The sequence below is a fragment of the Aquibacillus koreensis genome (genome assembly GCF_025154055.1).
GTDB classification, from domain to species: domain Bacteria; phylum Bacillota; class Bacilli; order Bacillales; family Amphibacillaceae; genus Aquibacillus_C; species Aquibacillus_C koreensis.
The window spans coordinates 32,884-50,173 of the sequence record NZ_JAOALK010000058.1; the positions used below are offsets into that span (position 1 = coordinate 32,884).

17 protein-coding genes and 1 riboswitch are annotated in these 17,290 nt (G+C 37.9%); of the genes, 9 read left to right on the forward strand and 8 right to left on the reverse strand.

Going from position 1 to position 17,290, the window contains the following annotated elements; translation table 11 throughout:
* Nucleotides 1-6: 6 nt before the first annotated feature.
* On the reverse strand, nucleotides 7-330 hold the full coding sequence (locus tag NYQ66_RS18650; protein WP_259871764.1) for a MerR family transcriptional regulator: 324 nt from the start codon (nucleotides 328-330) through the stop codon (nucleotides 7-9).
* Nucleotides 331-536: 206 nt separating this feature from the next.
* On the opposite strand from NYQ66_RS18650, the gene NYQ66_RS18655 reads away from it, so the two are divergent.
* Entirely contained in the window at nucleotides 537-716 is a 180-nt protein-coding gene (locus tag NYQ66_RS18655) for a Fur-regulated basic protein FbpA (RefSeq protein ID WP_259871673.1), read from the forward strand.
* A 682-nt stretch (nucleotides 717-1,398) separates the two neighbouring features.
* Nucleotides 1,399-3,498, forward strand: coding sequence for a metallophosphoesterase family protein (locus NYQ66_RS18660; RefSeq protein ID WP_259871674.1), 2,100 nt, complete (start codon nucleotides 1,399-1,401; stop codon nucleotides 3,496-3,498).
* 168 nt (nucleotides 3,499-3,666) lie between these two features.
* On the opposite strand, the gene NYQ66_RS18665 is transcribed toward NYQ66_RS18660, so the two are convergent.
* A complete protein-coding gene (locus tag NYQ66_RS18665; RefSeq protein ID WP_259871675.1) occupies nucleotides 3,667-4,788 on the reverse strand; it encodes a DegT/DnrJ/EryC1/StrS family aminotransferase in 1,122 nt (373 codons plus the stop codon).
* 240 nt (nucleotides 4,789-5,028) lie between these two features.
* Here NYQ66_RS18665 and NYQ66_RS18670 point away from each other — a divergent pair, with 240 nt between their 5' ends.
* Together NYQ66_RS18670 and NYQ66_RS18675 are read left to right on the forward strand one after the other, a co-directional pair.
* Nucleotides 5,029-5,211, forward strand: coding sequence for an H-type small acid-soluble spore protein (locus NYQ66_RS18670; protein WP_259871676.1), 183 nt, complete (start codon nucleotides 5,029-5,031; stop codon nucleotides 5,209-5,211).
* Nucleotides 5,212-5,320: 109 nt separating this feature from the next.
* A complete protein-coding gene (locus NYQ66_RS18675) occupies nucleotides 5,321-6,043 on the forward strand; it encodes a DUF421 domain-containing protein (RefSeq protein ID WP_259871677.1) in 723 nt (240 codons plus the stop codon).
* Nucleotides 6,044-6,114: 71 nt separating this feature from the next.
* Here the strand turns inward: NYQ66_RS18675 and NYQ66_RS18680 are convergent, their stop codons facing one another.
* The gene (locus NYQ66_RS18680) at nucleotides 6,115-6,243 is read right to left on the reverse strand and encodes a hypothetical protein (protein ID WP_259871678.1); all 129 of its coding nucleotides are present in this window, start codon (nucleotides 6,241-6,243) and stop codon (nucleotides 6,115-6,117) included.
* 174 nt (nucleotides 6,244-6,417) lie between these two features.
* A riboswitch (cyclic di-GMP riboswitch) is annotated at nucleotides 6,418-6,507 on the reverse strand.
* 367 nt (nucleotides 6,508-6,874) lie between these two features.
* Between NYQ66_RS18680 and NYQ66_RS18685 the strand changes: the two genes are divergently transcribed.
* Nucleotides 6,875-7,162 carry a HesB/YadR/YfhF family protein gene (locus NYQ66_RS18685; protein WP_259871679.1) on the forward strand — a complete coding sequence of 96 codons (288 nt, stop codon included), beginning with the start codon at nucleotides 6,875-6,877 and terminating at the stop codon, nucleotides 7,160-7,162.
* 711 nt (nucleotides 7,163-7,873) lie between these two features.
* On the opposite strand, the gene NYQ66_RS18690 is transcribed toward NYQ66_RS18685, so the two are convergent.
* Nucleotides 7,874-9,562 carry a formate--tetrahydrofolate ligase gene (locus NYQ66_RS18690; RefSeq protein ID WP_259871681.1) on the reverse strand — a complete coding sequence of 563 codons (1,689 nt, stop codon included), beginning with the start codon at nucleotides 9,560-9,562 and terminating at the stop codon, nucleotides 7,874-7,876.
* 234 nt (nucleotides 9,563-9,796) lie between these two features.
* On the opposite strand from NYQ66_RS18690, the gene NYQ66_RS18695 reads away from it, so the two are divergent.
* Nucleotides 9,797-11,314, forward strand: coding sequence for a glycine betaine uptake BCCT transporter (locus NYQ66_RS18695; protein ID WP_259871682.1), 1,518 nt, complete (start codon nucleotides 9,797-9,799; stop codon nucleotides 11,312-11,314).
* Nucleotides 11,315-11,432: 118 nt separating this feature from the next.
* Here NYQ66_RS18695 and NYQ66_RS18700 read toward each other — a convergent pair whose 3' ends face one another.
* The 3 genes from NYQ66_RS18700 to NYQ66_RS18710 all read right to left on the reverse strand — a co-directional run bounded on the left by NYQ66_RS18700 (nucleotide 11,433) and on the right by NYQ66_RS18710 (nucleotide 14,618).
* Nucleotides 11,433-12,701, reverse strand: coding sequence for a hypothetical protein (locus NYQ66_RS18700; RefSeq protein ID WP_259871683.1), 1,269 nt, complete (start codon nucleotides 12,699-12,701; stop codon nucleotides 11,433-11,435).
* 250 nt (nucleotides 12,702-12,951) lie between these two features.
* On the reverse strand, nucleotides 12,952-14,124 hold the full coding sequence (locus NYQ66_RS18705) for an aminotransferase (protein ID WP_259871684.1): 1,173 nt from the start codon (nucleotides 14,122-14,124) through the stop codon (nucleotides 12,952-12,954).
* The gene (locus NYQ66_RS18710; RefSeq protein ID WP_259871686.1) at nucleotides 14,121-14,618 is read right to left on the reverse strand and encodes an Lrp/AsnC family transcriptional regulator; all 498 of its coding nucleotides are present in this window, start codon (nucleotides 14,616-14,618) and stop codon (nucleotides 14,121-14,123) included. The genes NYQ66_RS18705 and NYQ66_RS18710 overlap by 4 nt, the downstream gene beginning before the upstream one ends.
* 187 nt (nucleotides 14,619-14,805) lie before the next feature.
* On the opposite strand from NYQ66_RS18710, the gene NYQ66_RS18715 reads away from it, so the two are divergent.
* From NYQ66_RS18715 to NYQ66_RS18725, 3 genes are all read left to right on the forward strand, one after another.
* Nucleotides 14,806-15,501, forward strand: coding sequence for a class I SAM-dependent methyltransferase (locus NYQ66_RS18715; RefSeq protein ID WP_259871687.1), 696 nt, complete (start codon nucleotides 14,806-14,808; stop codon nucleotides 15,499-15,501).
* A gap of 12 nt (nucleotides 15,502-15,513) precedes the next feature.
* The gene (locus tag NYQ66_RS18720; RefSeq protein ID WP_259871688.1) at nucleotides 15,514-16,332 is read left to right on the forward strand and encodes a DUF2268 domain-containing protein; all 819 of its coding nucleotides are present in this window, start codon (nucleotides 15,514-15,516) and stop codon (nucleotides 16,330-16,332) included.
* Between the two features lie 93 nt (nucleotides 16,333-16,425).
* Complete coding sequence (locus NYQ66_RS18725; protein WP_259871689.1) at nucleotides 16,426-16,680, forward strand: hypothetical protein; 255 nt, start codon at nucleotides 16,426-16,428, stop codon at nucleotides 16,678-16,680.
* A gap of 253 nt (nucleotides 16,681-16,933) precedes the next feature.
* Here NYQ66_RS18725 and uraH read toward each other — a convergent pair whose 3' ends face one another.
* Nucleotides 16,934-17,290, reverse strand: coding sequence for a hydroxyisourate hydrolase (gene uraH / locus NYQ66_RS18730; RefSeq protein ID WP_259871691.1), 357 nt, complete (start codon nucleotides 17,288-17,290; stop codon nucleotides 16,934-16,936).

Genomic DNA, 17,290 nt, shown 5'->3' on the forward strand with positions numbered 1-17,290 from the left:
AATTTGTTATTCTTTCTGAATACCAAACCTTGCGTTTATCTCCCCTCTTAACAATTCTTTGCGCTGTTTTCTTTCTTCGGCACGTTTAGCCTTTACCATTTCCTGTCTAATTTCATACGTTTGCACGCCTTCTTCGCGCTTATTCGCAATTTCGATTAACTGCTCCACATCCGCGAAGGAATACTTTCTGTTTCCTTTTGGAGATCTCTCTGGAAATATTAGTTTCCTTTCCTCATAATATCTAATCTGTCTTTCAGTAAGACCAGTTAGTTCACTCACTACACCAATTGTAATTACTTTCCTCTCTTTATAGGATGGTCCTCCAGTCATATGTTCACCGCCATAATTATGATTTGTAAATCGATAGATAACTATATTATACACCCTACACTTTTTCATCCATATCGTTATGTAAGAAAATCTAACAACAAAAATCTGACAATTAAAAATAATTCTCGTAAATGAATCTTACACAAATGATGCAAGGTCCTTTATCATCTTATAGAATGACATCTAAGGAAGGAGTGGATTTTTTTATGGCATACCTAAAAAAGGCAGTAGACAAACAAAAGGCCGTTTTAATCCATCAACTTATTCAAGCAGGTGTCGTTAAAGAAGATGACATGGACATTTATCATAAAACGATTAGTGAAATCATGGAGGAATATCGATATGTAACGAACAAACAAACCCCCAGCGTTCCCAGGCGTGTATAGTCTGTTATCATGAACATCGTAATTGATATAAAATGCGCAGTAACTCCTTACGGTATTTATGGGATGAGTGCTTGATCACCGCTCCGGAAAAACACTCGCTTTCCGTGGGGAACGCCTCAGCCTCCTCGCTCGCAAAGAACGCTCACTGCGGGGTCTTCAGACTGTTCCTTTCCCACAGGAGTCTCGTGTTTGTCCTCCGCTATGTTTGGCTATCTAGTAAAGCGAGAAGTAAGCTAGTCATTATTTGCGGAGTTAATGTACTTATAATGGCGGCAAAATGCATGGACTCATTTTGAAAAAGCTCATGTTCGATTTTACTAAAAGCAGTTACTAGCGGATCGAGTTAAATTGGCGACACTCCTGCGGGAACAGCGCGAGCCGAAGATCCACTCAGAAGCGAACTTTCTTCTGAGTTAGCTGAGGCCGTGCCCGCGGAAAGGGAGCCAATTTCACTCGAGGAGCGGGTGCGTTAATTGCTCCACATGTTATAGAAAATCTGCAATAATTTTAAGTGAGGAGTTCAAACTACTTAGGTGGTGAGGTATCTGCGTGATGCCTTTTTTTGTTGTCTAAATGAGAGGTCTGAGGTTATCCAATGTTCCATTCATAGGTCACACACACTACTCCACTTGTATGAATACAGTGTAATGAATGCATTTCATTTATGGAGTGGTGATTTTTTATGCATATTCCTGCATTATTAGCTGGTCCTATTATTCGGAGGACAGAGCACAATCGCGTTTGTATTTGGGTAGCAACAAATGATGACTATGATATAAATGCAGACTTCTATCAAATAAATACACAGAGAAAAACAGCCTATAAACCAATAAAAACCGATACACAGACAGAAACAATGAAGTTAGGAAAAAAACTCTACATTCATTTAATATCGGTTACACCACTAGGTAGAAACTTTCCGTCTGGCACCTTAATTGGATATAACCTAAACTTTTTTAATAACGCTCAAACATTTGACTTAGGTACATTAGGTTTACTTGATGCACAAAATCCTCATTCAATTGTTTATGGTGATTTAGAATTACCATCATTTTTTATTGATCAAGACAACGAAAAAAGAAATACCGTATTATACGGCTCATGCAGAAAACCTCATAGTGAAGGGGATGATGCTTTAGTTAGTGCTGATGTTCAAACAGAAGAAACACACATAAACATGGAAAAGAGACCAAGTGCCCTGTTTTTACTAGGAGATCAAATCTATGCGGATGATATTCCAGATCCTTTAGCCTCCTTTATTTTTGATTTGAGCAAAGAAATGGTTGGAGAAGAAGAACTAGGTCTATTAGATAACCGATTAAAGCTAGATCCATTTGTATCATCGATTGATCTCATACATGGACGCCAATTTATAGTCAATCACTTTGCAAAATTCACATCAAATCACGCAGCTAATCATCTCATGCAACTTGGAGAATATTCCATTATGTACCTACTTTCCTTTAGTCCTGATCTATGGGAAGTCGCCGATGATTATGGTATATATCATTCTTTTGAATACAAGTATGAAAAAGAGAAGTTATATTTCGTATATCCTGATAGAGATTGTTATCGTGAGGAATATAAAAAGGAATATGAACAATTTCGGGCAAGGTATATCAATCAATTAAAGCAAATCTACCGTTTCCAAGAAAATCTATATCGGGTGCGGAGATTATTAGCCAATACACCAACGTATATGATCTTTGATGATCATGATATTACCGACGATTGGAACCTTACAATTGATTGGAAGAATAATGTATCAGAATCACCTTTAGGAAGACATATTGTTGCCAATGGCCTTGGAGCCTATTGGGCGTTTCAAGGGTGGGGAAATGACCCTGACGCTTTTAATAAAGGATTTAAAATAAAAATGCAAAAACACTTTAATCAGTTGGATCCTCAATCTCCTTCTTACGATGACTATGTTGATATATTATGGGATTTTGATCGATGGCATTTTGTTACACCAACGAGTCCCAAAGCGATTTTTCTAGATACAAGAACGATGCGTGGATATGATCCATCGCCTAAACCTACCAAAATCGGTAGTTTAATAGAGGAGAATATTCGCAGTCCACAACTAATTAATGAGACTGGTTGGGAAAAAATGACGGATGCTTTGCAAAAAGCAAATTGGAATCGCGGAGATCATTTATTAGTCATTTCACCTACACCACTTTATGGCATTGGGCTAATCGAGTCTGTTTTGCATAACTATGTATATCCATTACGCGTTCTTGGTGTCTCTGTTCAGAGTATGCTTGACTTCGAGGCTTGGAAATATAACGAACAAGGATATCATGCTTTTCTACGTTGGTTGGAAAACTTGGAACCGAGGAACTGCTTTATCTTATCTGGAGATGTACACTATGCATCTTCTGTACACGCTACTGTCGCATTTCCTAATCAAACTAATCTCAATATCTATCAATTTACAAGTAGTCCGATGAGTAATATGAGTTTCACAGGCTTTTGGGGATTTTTAATGCAAAAGGTAGTGTGGCTAAATGCATTAAAAAGAAAGAAAATAACGATACATCGTCATTGTAATGAAGATGGACATTTAGTTTATGAAGGAAAGGATCAAGCTTGCCCTTCAAATTTTTTGTGGAGAGAAAATATTCAATATTTATCAATGGACAACGGGGCAATTATCGAAACAGATAATAATATAGGTTTACTCGAATGGAATCACTCTATTGTTCAACATAAACTATTACAATATTACGAAGTGTATAAACATGAAAAGTTTTTTGAAGCCTTGGAATTGGACTAAATTCATCCCACAAAAACGAATGGATGTAATAATGTTATGATCCATTCGTTTTTTTATATCTACTCTGAAAAAGCAGTTCAATATCATCATCGGGATCCAATGTTGTTAGTAATGTTTTAATCCATCTTTTCACTTTCCATCCACTCCTTCTCTTTGTTTGAACTTTGCTTAATTTGTAAATAAAGAACTATTATCCACTAATTCTAGAGCATGTTTTAATTGTGCGATCACTTCTTCTTGTTCTTCTCCAGTCATGTTAACGCCTGAAGGTACACATAGTGCGGTATGAAATAGTTGATCAGATACACTAAAGTGTTCTGAATGACTAAAATAAGTATAACCCTCAAATACCGGTTGCCTGTGCAAAGGTTTAACGATAAAACTTACTTCGATATTTTGCTTCATCAGGTGAAGGTAGACTTGATATAATTGGTAAATAGATACGTCATCTATAGTGATCACCGTCATCCAATAATTCGGCACTATACCTTCTTGTACAGGAATAAGATTCAATAGTTCTTCTTTAGCTATCAATTTTTGATAATAATGATACACGTTTCTTTTTTTATTTATTTTGTCCACTACTTTGCCTAATTCACCATTACCAATAGCAGCAAGAATAGGGCTCATTTGATAGTTATAACCTGTCGTTTGGTGATGGTGAAATGGATGCAATTCCCTTGCTTGTGAGGCTAAATGTCTCGCATCTCTAATATATCTAGAATCCCCAGACAGTAGCATCCCACCATTAGAAGTTGATAATAGCTTATTGACTCCGAATGAAAAGATACCAAAATCGCCACGCGAACCGCAGTACTCCCCGTTACATAGGGTACCAAATGCATGTGCAGCATCTTCAATGACCGGCACTTGATATGTTTGAGATAGATCCTTAATCTTTTCTAAATGCCCACAATACCCATATAAATGCGTAACAATGATAGCTTTTGGCAACCGATGATTTCTGACCGCTTCATCTAATGCCTTTTTCAAAGCAACCGGTGACATGTTCCACGTATCCGGGTCTGAATCAATAAAAACAGGCTCTGCACCTTGATAAATAATGGGCGATGCACTTGCTATAGACGTAAGGGTTGAACAAAACACATTGTCTCCACTGCGTACTTCCAGTAATCGTAAAGCGAGATGGATGGCTGCAGTACCTGACTGGACAGCCAATGCCCCTTTTACATTTGTATAAGTTTTCACTACTCTTTCAAACTTTTCAATTTCATTTAATTTTTGTTCGTTATGTGAAAATAACGGTATTTTCCCATGGTTACTAAGCATAGTAACCACCTCCTAATAAAACCTAACGACCTAGTTTACATTTTTATTCATAGCACGCTCACTTTGTCGTTATAGAGAATAATTTGAAGTTTTTTGTACTTTATATAGAACACTTTAATCTATATTTACTTGATTGTAAATACTTTTTTAAAATTATTCTCTCTTCATGTTTAATAAATTTGCCGAATAATCGCTTCTTTTCTGGCAAAAATAACCTCGAGTAAAAAAGGAGGTTATTTTTTGAATACACAACGCGCAAAAGAAATTGTAGATGCAGCTTCCATGATTAATGTTACTTATGATGGCACACCCATCTATATTCAACATGTGAATGAAAGTGAGAACACAGCCAGGGTCTTTCCTGTAGACCAACCTGAAAATGAGAGAGATGTTCCGCTTGATCAATTAAGAGAAGAACGATAAGTTTCAGCCACGACATTTCTATTCCGGTGTCGTGGTTGTTTACTACTAACGCTTTTTGACGTGATGCTTTGTTTGATTGAATTTTATTCTGTAGTTAGGAGTGCACACAATGGATACGGCAAAAGAGATATTGATTGTACTTGGAAGGATCATTACGATCTATCCATTGTTATTAATGGTCACCATCTACATGGGAAAAAGAGCGATTGGTGAACTTCCTATTTTCGACTTTTTAATTATACTTTCCCTGGGGTCCATTGTTGGAGCAGACATCGCAGATCCAGATATAAAGCATATTCATACTGCAGTAGCCATTATCGCTTTAGGTATCTTTCAACGAATAGTGGCTAAATGGAAGATGTCCAATCGTAAATTAGGAAGACTCATTACCTTTGAACCTACCATCGTAGTAAAGGATGGTAAAATTCTAGCAAACAACTTAAAGAATATACACTATTCTGTCGATAACATTTTACAAATGCTTAGGCAAAAGGACGTTTTTGACCTAAAAGATGTGGAAATAGCGATTATTGAAGCAAATGGTTCAATTAGTGTGTATAAAAAACATGCGAATCAAAACCTAACAAAAGGTGACTTAGGGATCTCAGATAGCCACTCTGGCATAGCGTTACCTGTTATGATGGAAGGTAACATTTATCACGATGTATTAAAGCAGTTTCACGTAAACCAAACATGGTTGACCCAACAATTACGGATGAAACAAATATACGATACAAACGAGGTTCTCTTTGCGTCCATCAATCATAACTTGGAACTGCACGTTTCCTTAAGGCATGAAAAAAACATGATCGTCCCAAAACTCTATCATTAGCATCAAAAACCCTCCAGTAAATTAATTAAAGCCGGACCTAGTAACACCTGAATAATACTACCGATTTATCATCAAACATTAACCGGCTTCTCACCCAAATAAAGCCTTAATCCTTTTAACCGACGACCAAAAAATGTATAAGTTCGTTTAACGTTTGTTGCAACCAATTCGTATGTACTCAGATTTACTAGTTCAAACATGTCACCTCCTAGGAATTAAAAAAGTAACCCTGCCTTTATCGAAAGCGGGGTTACTGTCCATCGTTTTTTAGTCCAAGAATGATAATACTCTAGGGGGAAGGATAAGACCTTCCCTTTTAAGAAGTACTTTCTTGCTGGATTATCATTCCTTTAGAAAAAACTACTCCCTGATCTTTCGGTAACTGGCTGGCATGTGTAAATAAATACACGGAAGCCCCTGTAGCTTTGCGTCACTGGCTTTCACCAGTTTTGCCTTTATCGAGATTCAGTTTATTCATTTATTTTTCCGACTGATCTCTTACAATCAATGATAAATTATTACATGATATTGGGAAATCGACCAAATATACCATAAAAGTTAGGGGGTAATTAGAATATTCTGTCCACTTTTTGTTAAAAGGTTTAAACAGGGATTTCATAGTTCCATATAATTATCCTTTCATTGAATATATTACAAATAATGTAAATTTAATGAATATAAAGTTCTGTTCCCTTTAGTGAATTTTTTTAGTGCTTTTTTAATTTCTTTTGCATCTAGCCATCAAAGAAGGGTATATAAAAGTAGGAAGCCGTCCCTATAGTCCTACATCACGCTTTTCTGTTATAGTTAATTCGAAGGAGGATGTCGCGCATGAACATGTCTATTACACAACCAGCAGCTAAGTGGTATATGGAAGAGATGGATTTAAGTGAAGGTGACTTTGTTCGCTTTTTTGTAAGATATGGTGGACATGGAGGTATTCATAAAGGTTTTTCTTTAGCAATATCGAATGACAAACCAAATGATCCCGCTCTACAAACCGAAGAACAGGGCGTTACCTTCTATGTAGAAAACTCAGATTTATGGTATTTTGACGGGAAAGACTTCCACATCAAATATTCCAGAAAACACGGTGAAATAGAATATATTATCTCTTAAAAAAACCGCCACATGATGTGGCGGTTTTTTGATTGAGTCTTTTTGTAAAACCTTGGAATTGCATGTCGGGGTTGATGGAAAATCCGTCGCAACAAAAATGTAACATTTAACAGTTGTACTAGCTGAATTTTGGGATCCCTCTCTGACTGCAATCAGTTCTCGAGGGTTTTTCTTGTCAGTGATCGCACACTTCTCTGACTTCAATCCGTTCTCGTGCGACTTTCTTGTCAGTGATCGCACACTTCTCTGACTTCATTCTGCTCTCATGGGACTTTCTTGTCAGTGAACCCGCACTTCTCTGACTTCGTTCTACTCTCAAGGGACTTTCTTGTCAGTGAACCCGCACTTCTCTGACTTCGTTCTACTCTCAAGGGACTTTCTTGTCAGTGATCGCACACTTCTCTGACTTCGTTCTACTCTCAAGGGACTTTCTTGTCAGTGATCCCGCACTTCTCTGACTTCATTCTGCTCTCGTGCGACTTTCTTGTCAGTGATCGCACACTTCTCTGACTTCATTCTACTCTCAAGGGACTTTCTTGTCAGTGATCGCACACTTCTCTGACTTCATTCTACTCTCAAGGGACTTTCTTGTCAGTGATCCCGCACTTCTCTGACTACCTTTCGAGTTCCTGCTTTGGAAATGTCAGAAGATGGGCTAATGACGTACTCTATACAGAATTTGTCATAAACTGTAGACTGTTAATTCCTATATTAAAACAACCCTATCGCATTTCCATTTTGGTCTACATCCATCTTTAACGCGGCAGGTTCCTTTGGTAGTCCCGGCATTGTTAGGACGTCACCTGTTAAGGCTACGAGAAATCCCGCTCCAATCGAAGCACGCATTTCTTTTACCATGATCGTAAACCCTTCTGGCCTACCTAACAATGCAGAATCATCGGATAATGAATATTGCGTTTTCGCCATGCAGATTGGTAGGTTTGACCAACCATTCGCATGAAATGCATCAATCTGTTCTCGAGCATGATCTGTGAAATTAACACCATCTGCCCCATACACTTTCTGGGCAATAGTAGTGATTTTTTGTTCAATAGTGTCGTCTAGTGCATATAACGGCTTAAAGTTACTTGTTTGTTGATCAAGTATTTCCACTATTGTGTTAGCAAGTGACAGTCCACCTTCACCGCCATGTTCCCATACTTCAGTAAGCGCAACTTCTACTTTCCTTTCCTCACACCATTTTTGTACATAAGCTACTTCAGCTTCTGTATCTGTAATAAATTTATTAATGGCGATCACATAAGGAACGCCAAAAGCATCAATCGTTTCCATATGCTTTTCTAGATTCTTCATTCCATCTGCTAAACCAGCTATGTTTTCAACTGATAATGCTTCACTCGTAACTCCTCCATGCATTTTCAAAGCTCTTATGGTCGCGACGATAACGACAGCATCAGGGTTAATGTCTCCTAATCGTGCTTTGATGTGAAAGAATTTTTCCGCTCCAAGATCTGCACCAAAACCCGCTTCCGTTACAACATAGTCACTTAACTTACTTGCCATCTTTGTTGCAATGACACTATTACATCCATGGGCAATATTGGCAAAAGGTCCCCCATGAATAATTGCAGGTGTATTCTCTAATGTTTGGACAAGGTTAGGCATAATCGCTTCTTTAAGCAGTAAAGTTAATGCACCCTCGACTTGTAAATCTCCTACCGTAACGGCTTTTCCGTTTGTTTTATAGCCTATCACAACTTTCGCTAGACGTTCTCTCATATCATCCAAATTTTTTGCTAGACAAAGGATGGCCATGATTTCTGAAGCTACCGTAATGTTAAAACCGTCTTCCCGTGGAACCCCTTGTTTTTCTCCACCTAAACCAATGACTATATTCCGCAATGCGCGATCATTTAGATCAACTACTCGCTTCCACACAATCTTCCTTGGATCAATCTCACATTGATTTCCTTGAAAAATATGATTATCAATTAAGGCTGCAAGCGCATTGTTGGCTGCCGTGATCGCATGAATATCTCCAGTAAAATGGAGGTTAATATCTTCCATTGGCATTACTTGTGCATAACCTCCACCACTTGCACCACCTTTAATTCCCATTGTAGGACCAAGTGAAGGCTCTCTTAGTGCTACAATAGCTTTTTTCCCTATTTTATTTAATGCTTGCCCTAAACCTACAGTTACTGTAGACTTCCCTTCTCCTGCAGGTGTTGGATTAATGGATGTTACTAAGATTACTTTTCCATTTGGTTTATCTTTTAACCGGTCCAATACACCTAAGGATAGCTTTGCTTTGTACTTCCCATAGGGCTCCCAGTCTTGTTCGGATAGCCCAAGCGAAGCTGCGATTTCAGCTATTTTTTTCATATCAGCATTATTGGCGATCTCAATATCAGTATGTACAATTCGATTTGTATTCATTGCAACTCCTATCCTGAGTATAGTAGTATAAAAAACGCATGCTTACTCATCATGTTATTTTACTGAATTAAACTAACTACTATTATAGCATTTGAGTAGAAAAATTTTTGCTATGAATGAAACAAAAAAGGAAGTGGATTGCAAGAAATTTAAATTAGTTTCATTACATATTCTTCATTCATTAGAAGATAATAAGCAAGAAAATTGACTGTTGAGATGAAAAGGAGTTCTTATATGAGACAAGGTTCTACAGTTTTTTACGTTTCCGTAGCTATACTATCGATCTTAGTTATTACAGGAATCTTTATTCCAGAGACTCTAGAAACCGTAACTGGAAATATCCAATCTTTTATATCCACCTCATTTGGGTGGTATTATTTAATACTCGTTACCCTGTTAGTAATTGTATGCTTGTATTTGCTTATAAGCCCTGTTGGTAGAATAAAGCTTGGTAAACCTGACGACAAACCCGATTTTTCAAGAGGTACTTGGTTAGCGATGCTATTCAGTGCCGGGATGGGTATTGGACTGGTCTTTTACGGAGCAGCTGAGCCGCTTGGCCACTATGCCGTAAGTTCACCTACTGATGAGATTGGTACAAACCAGGGGATTAAAGACGCAATGCGGTTCACTTTCTTCCACTGGGGGATTCATGCTTGGGCAATATACGGGATTGTTGCGATGGTTATCGCTTACTTTAATTTCCGTCATGACCAACCCGGGTTAATTAGTTCCACACTTAAACCTATCTTTGGCAAGCATGTTAATGGAATTACCGGTAAAGTAATTGATGTTATTGCAGTTATTGCAACGGTAATGGGTGTCGCTACTACACTCGGATTTGGTGCTGTTCAAATAAACGGAGGTCTTTCTTACTTATTTGGAATACCAAGTAATATCGTTATTCAATTTGTGATTATCGCTATTGTTACCGTACTCTTCCTGATTTCCGCTTGGTCTGGACTAAGTAAAGGGATCAAAATATTAAGTAATACGAATATGGTACTTGCACTCCTTTTATTCTTGTTCATGATTATTGCAGGTCCTACATTATTTATTTTAAATTTATTTACAGACACGATCGGGACATATATTCAAAGCTTTGCCAAAATGAGCTTTCGAATCGCACCTTTGAATGAAGATGCTCGTGGATGGATTAATGGTTGGACAATCTTTTATTGGGCATGGTGGATTGCTTGGGCACCATTCGTAGGTATTTTCATCGCAAGGGTTTCAAGGGGTAGAAGTATTCGTGAGTTTGTGTTTAGTGTGCTCCTGATCCCATCGGTTATTGGATTTCTCTGGTTTTCTGCCTTTGGTGGATCTGCGATTATGCTTGAGCATGAAGGAGTTGCTACGATTTCAAACTTAGCAACAGAAGAGATCTTATTTGGTGTATTTGATAACTATCCATTTGGTTTTCTTGCATCCATCCTGGCAATTGTATTAATCGGAACTTTCTTTATTACATCAGCCGATTCAGGTACGTATGTACTTGGGATGATGACCACCAATGGTTCGCATCATCCAGGTGCCAAAATAAAGATTACTTGGGGTATTATGCTTTCTGCAATTGCACTTACACTACTGTATACAGGTGGTCTACAAGCACTTCAGAATGTCATGATTGCCGCAGCATTGCCTTTCTCCGTTATTATGATATTAATGACAGTCAGTTTAATCAAAGCCTTATATGAAGAGGCAGAAGAACTAGGGATAGGAAAAATTCCTAGAAAGAAGAAAGTGAAATAGTTAATAATTACAAAATAAGCACCGCAATTGCGGTGCTTATTTTTACTAAGAAACAAGTAAAAGACATACAATCCAGTAGTATTCGTTTGATAGTAAAACATATATATACCTTCTTAAATTACACATCAGGCGTTATACGTTGAGGCAAAATTAGGTAGCCATTTGCCTTCCTTGCTTTGAGAATTTTTATCATATGTTCTTTCATAGAGGAATTACATGTTACCTGCATATAGACTTCATTTTTACGACTCGCAAATAGCTTGGTTTTGTTTTTATGGAAAGCTAACTCAATTATCAATCCCAAGAAGAAACCACCTAATAATCCTAACAAGCCCCAAATTACTGGTCCCCACTCCCATACAAAACCATATATCGTTCCAAGCACCATAAAAATCGCTCCGCTTACCATAGCCCCGTCCAAAACACTTCTACCATCAACTCGATGTAGAGAATCAATTATATATGTATCGGATTCCAGGTTTTCTAGAGGCAAAGCAACAATATTCTCTGTTGGTATGCCAATCGTTTCAAAATCATGAATGGCCATCTCCACAAATGGAGAATGTTCAAATGTGGCAATGATTTGTAATGTATCTTTTTCTAACGCGTTTTGTTTTTCTTGTGCCAAGTTTTCATCCCTCACTCTAAGGTAACGTGTTTGTTCAATATCGTATAATATGTTGATTTCATTTACCGTTACATAAGCATGGTAGATGGCAAATGCATACATGGAAGGTATGAAAAGAAACCACTGCCAGTCAGCCATTGCGGTTGCAATTGTAAAATCACCGATCGACGAATAAAACCAGGTACCAATCATGTTAGCTTTATAAGTAACAAAGATCCACCAAGCCAAAATAAAAGTCCCAGTAATCGTATGTCCACTATATAATTGTCCTAAACCAGGTGATATAGCCGACCATACTGCTGCTAACCAAGGTTTTCTCTTATCGACGATAATAATATCAAAAGCGCTAACAACGGAAGGCCCAACAGGTGCATCTTCCACTTCGGAGAGAATATGACTTTTACTTATTTCTACAGCAGAGCGATAACTGTCCCAGATACTAAATATGTATGCTCCCATATAAAGTAGCACCCATTCTTCGTTTATGACAGCTTTTGCTTCCTCAAATTTACCAAGCATGGATAAGGCTATCCCCATGTTTAGATTAGCCTGCGTATTTACTACAAGCTCCCATATAATCAGAATAAAACCAGGTAGGTACCTACCTAAAAATATGTGACCAAACCCAGGGAAAGTGAATGACCACCAAGCAGCCACCCATGGAATACGTGGGTACACGGAGTTGGCTCCAAACGTAGATAAAGCCCCTTTGGCATAGCGGGGTCTTATCCTAGCTGACTGAAACTTCTGATGTGGCATAAATACCCTCTCTTTCGGCTTGAAGTCTTTTATAACATTCCAAATAATTACCAGTGCTATTCATTATCACATATTTTCCAGTTGTTTAGTTTGTTTGGTGGTATGATGTTTCTTTGAAAAATTCCCTTCATTATTTATCTTTTCCTTTATACAATTGCATTCATTCATAATGGAAAAAGGACTACGCATTCAAATGCGCAGTCCTTTACGTCACCTTATATGATTTTTTCTAGTACAAGGTATCAAGTCTCTACAAGCGTCGCTCAACAAATCGAGCCATTCGCTTCATTGCTTCATCCAATTGTTTCAAAGATGTTGCATACGAACAACGGATATGACCTTCACCACTCTTGCCAAAAACATTCCCTGGCACGACTGCGACTCTTTCTTCATGAAGCAATTGCTCTGCAAATTCTTCAGACGATAATCCTGTATTTTCTACCGATGGAAATACGTAGAACGCCCCACCAGGAGAATGACAAGAAAGTCCCATTTCATTTAATGCTTTAACGACAAAGTTACGTCTTTGACGATAACTCGTTTTCATCTGGATTACACTATCATTTCCGTGTCGCAATGCTTCCAAGGCGCCATGTTGTGCCATCGTCGGTGCACACATAATCGTGTATTGGTGTATTTTTGTCATGGCAGCTATAATATCCTTTGGCCCTGCTGCATAACCTAAACGCCAACCAGTCATGGCAAATGCTTTTGAAAAACCAGAGATTAATATCGTGCGATCGATCATTCCTTTTATGGATGCAAAGCTTGTAAAAACTTCATCATATGTGAGCTCAGCATAGATCTCATCTGAAATGACGAGCAAATCATGTTTTTCTATAACCGAAGCAATACCAGATAATTCATCTTTAGATAGAACTGCCCCTGTTGGATTGTTCGGACTACAAAGAATAATTGCTTTTGTGTTTGGCGTAATTGCCGCCTCAATTTGGTATGGTTGTATATTAAATGCATTTTCTGCTGTTGCCTGTATCGTCACTGGGGTTCCACCGGCTAAAGCAACGGCCGGTGCGTAAGAAACAAAGCCCGGTTCTACTACAATCACTTCTTCACCTGGATTTATTATTGCTCTTAATGCTATATCAATGGCCTGACTTGCTCCAACTGTTACGATTACTTGGTTTTCTGGATTGTATGCTACTTCATAGCTTTTATTTAAATACTTACTAATCTCTTCTCTTAACTCAAACAGTCCGGCATTGGCAGTATATGCGGTATAACCCTGCTCTAACGAATGAAAACTTGCTTCAATTACATTCCATGGTGTTACGAAGTCAGGCTCCCCAACCCCTAATGAAATGACATTTTCCATTTGCGAAGCCAAGTCAAAAAAACGTCTGATTCCCGATGGCTTTAATTGGTCAACACTTCTGGAAAGATAGGAATGTTTTTGATCCCTCATGGTGACACCATAATTCTTTTATCATCATCATCCTGGTCATCAAAAATCACACCATCATGCTTATATTTTTTAAGAACAAAATGGGTAGTTGTAGATATAACGGTATCTAAAGCCGATAGCTTCTCTGAAACAAAACGGCTGATTTCCATCATGGTTTTCCCTTCTACGGATACAGATAAATCGTATGCGCCAGACATTAAATACACGGCTTTCACTTCAGGAAAACGATAAATTCTTTCTGCAACTTTATCAAAACCAACACCTCTCGTTGGCGTTACTTTCACATCAATCATGGCCGTTACACCTTCGTATTTAAGCACCTTAGACCAATTGATAACCGTAGCGTAGCCTAAAATGGCACCTTCCGTTTCCAACTTCACGATCATTTGTTTCGTCGCATCTACACTTAAATCAAGCATTTTAGCGAGATCTTCTACTTCTAACCTGCCATTTTTCTCGATAAGTTGTAATAATTCCATTTCCTTTTGTTCCATCTTGACGCCCCACTTTCACCATTAAAATTAACCAGATTATTTAGACAATTTATTTATCTAATATTACTACAAACATATAAAAAGATAAACATAGATATGACTTATTATGCACTCCCATTATTAATTGTAGTTGCATACTTTATTATTAAATAACAATCTTAATAATGATAGAGGGAGTCTGCATATAATGAGTAAAGACTATACAGATTTTTTAGCTACATTCGGAATTAGTAGTGCTCACCCTGGTGGTTTAAATATCACTAAAAAATGGGCAAATCAACTGGATATAAAAGAGACTACGAAATTGCTCGATATAGGTTGTGGAACAGGAAAATCAATCGAGTATTTAGTAAATCAATACCATTGTGAAATAACAGGATTAGATCCACATAAAGAAATGCTGAACAAAGCAAAAAATCGCCTTTCCAGCAACACTGGCGTTGACCTAGTCGAAGGGAGTGCAGAATCAATCCCTTTTCCTAATGATACATTCAACATCATTATCTCTGAGTCAGTTACGTCTTTTACCAATATAAGCAAATCCCTCGGAGAGTATAAAAGGGTGCTCATGCATGGCGGAACACTCATTTTGGTTGAAATCACGAGGAAAAACGATTTGCCGCCGTTAGCGATAGAAGAAATCAAAGCTTTCTATGGTTTTACAGACATATTATCCGAAGAAGAATGGAGCCAATTATTATCAGACCACGGATTTTCCGTTATTCAATCAGATGACATCGACCAAGTCCGTAATGACGCGGATGCATTTGATATTACGGAACCAATTAATGATGAATTTTTCACGATGATGGCGGATCATTATCACATGAATCAAGCATATCAAAACCAACTTGGTGCAAGGATTTATATCTGTCAAATATAGAGGAGAATGTGTATGACAGTTATAGAAACGAACAAATGGCTTGATCGATATACAAAGAAGAAGAAACGAACCTTTAGTCAGAACATGGATATACAGCGCAAACTATTCTGCGGTCATCTCATGGACTATTTTGAAGATGCAACAACAGATGATATTCATCTCCATTTATTAAATCATGGCTTATTTATTCCAGATCCACTGGATAAGCAGGTCATTCAAGGCATGTTTGAGAAAGACTACTGGAAGATTGCAAAAATAGAAATAAGTAAACTATTACAAGCATGGGATGGGCCAGAAGTCCCTGTATTCCTGTTTCCTTCGAATTACACGAACAAACCTCTAATGCGGGAGTTTAATGGGATTGCTGGGTTAAGTTATCATAATAAGATATTTCTGTTTATCACTAATAGAACAGAAAAAAACGAACTACGAGCACTCCTTACTCACGAGTATAACCATTCCTGTCGATTAATCGCATTAAACAAAGGTCAAGATGAGCTAAACCTATTAGATGCATTAATCCTTGAAGGCTTAGCAGAAACTGCCGTAAAACAACGACTTGGATCGAAGCACCTCAACAAATGGACTACTATTTATTCTAAAGAACAGATGGAGCAATTCTGGAAAAAGTGGATAAAACCGAATTTAGAAATTAAAAAGATGAGTAGACAGCACGATCAACTGATGTATGGACACGGAAATATCCCAAAGTGGTTAGGTTATTGCTGTGGCTATTATATCGTCTCCTCTTATTTTGAGAAGAAGGACATATCTATGTACGATGCGCTTAGAATCCCATCTGCAACCATTTTAAAAGAATCGAATTTTTAATATAAAATGTGTATTAGCCTTTGGCTCTTGTCCTCTACACTTTTAACCAACTTTCATATCTTAAAAGTAATCCGATATGAAAGGAGTATGTTCATGTCAAGATATTACCATGATTGCAAAAACAATATTGGTCGCCCAGTTAAGATTGTCACAAGAGATGGAAAAGTTCACCGCGGTATGATTGAGCGTGTTAATAATACACATGTATTCCTAAAACCAATGTCATCGAACCTTGGTGGTTATGGATACGGGTTTTACCGCCCTTGGGGATTTGGCGCTGGATTAGGTTGGGGAGTAGCGCTTGGTTCCATTGCAACACTAGCTTTCCTTCCATTTTTCTTTTGGTAAGAACAAAAGCGTAAGCGCCCGGGTAGCGACGTATGGACTGAGCCGTAGGAGATAAAGGAAACACGATGAACGAAGTGAGTCGATGCCTTAGCTTATCGTACGGAGGTGAGGGAAGTCTCACTAGTCGCTGGGCGCTGGAGCTGGACGTGGCTGATACTGATTGTTATCCACATCAAGCAAATTTTATAATTTCCTAAGCAATCAAAAAATGAACCAGTTTATTCATACTGGTTCATTTTTATTAGAAAACTTGCTAGCTACCACGATATACTTGGTATCCCCATGGTGAAACTAATAATGGGACGTGATAATGGGTTGTTGGGTCATTTACTCCAAATTGCACAGGAACTTGATCTAGAAACAAAGGATCTTCTATTTCCACACCCCTCCCCCTGAAATAGGGACCGATATGAAAAACTAATTGGTAGATTGCATGTTCTAGTTCCTCAGCCTCTAACAACGCATGATCTAAACGACCATCTTTATTGGTAGTTGCAGACTTTATAAAAGTCATACCTTTGTCTTCTTCCACACGATACAAATCTATTGTGACATTGGAAGCAGGTTGTCCATATGTTAAGTCTAATATATGTGTGGTCAATCCAGCCAT

Coding starts and splice junctions, on each gene's coding strand:
- uraH (WP_259871691.1), bottom strand. CDS start 17,290: ATGGCTGGATTGACCACACATATATTAGACTTAACATATGGACAACCT.
- NYQ66_RS18710 (WP_259871686.1), bottom strand. CDS start 14,618: ATGGAACAAAAGGAAATGGAATTATTACAACTTATCGAGAAAAATGGC.
- NYQ66_RS18715 (WP_259871687.1), top strand. CDS start 14,806: ATGAGTAAAGACTATACAGATTTTTTAGCTACATTCGGAATTAGTAGT.
- NYQ66_RS18675 (WP_259871677.1), top strand. CDS start 5,321: ATGGATACGGCAAAAGAGATATTGATTGTACTTGGAAGGATCATTACG.
- NYQ66_RS18695 (WP_259871682.1), top strand. CDS start 9,797: ATGAGACAAGGTTCTACAGTTTTTTACGTTTCCGTAGCTATACTATCG.
- NYQ66_RS18720 (WP_259871688.1), top strand. CDS start 15,514: ATGACAGTTATAGAAACGAACAAATGGCTTGATCGATATACAAAGAAG.
- NYQ66_RS18660 (WP_259871674.1), top strand. CDS start 1,399: ATGCATATTCCTGCATTATTAGCTGGTCCTATTATTCGGAGGACAGAG.
- NYQ66_RS18650 (WP_259871764.1), bottom strand. CDS start 330: ATGACTGGAGGACCATCCTATAAAGAGAGGAAAGTAATTACAATTGGT.
- NYQ66_RS18705 (WP_259871684.1), bottom strand. CDS start 14,124: ATGAGGGATCAAAAACATTCCTATCTTTCCAGAAGTGTTGACCAATTA.
- NYQ66_RS18655 (WP_259871673.1), top strand. CDS start 537: ATGGCATACCTAAAAAAGGCAGTAGACAAACAAAAGGCCGTTTTAATC.
- NYQ66_RS18680 (WP_259871678.1), bottom strand. CDS start 6,243: ATGTTTGAACTAGTAAATCTGAGTACATACGAATTGGTTGCAACAAAC.
- NYQ66_RS18665 (WP_259871675.1), bottom strand. CDS start 4,788: ATGCTTAGTAACCATGGGAAAATACCGTTATTTTCACATAACGAACAA.
- NYQ66_RS18700 (WP_259871683.1), bottom strand. CDS start 12,701: ATGCCACATCAGAAGTTTCAGTCAGCTAGGATAAGACCCCGCTATGCC.
- NYQ66_RS18725 (WP_259871689.1), top strand. CDS start 16,426: ATGTCAAGATATTACCATGATTGCAAAAACAATATTGGTCGCCCAGTT.
- NYQ66_RS18685 (WP_259871679.1), top strand. CDS start 6,875: ATGAACATGTCTATTACACAACCAGCAGCTAAGTGGTATATGGAAGAG.
- NYQ66_RS18690 (WP_259871681.1), bottom strand. CDS start 9,562: ATGAATACAAATCGAATTGTACATACTGATATTGAGATCGCCAATAAT.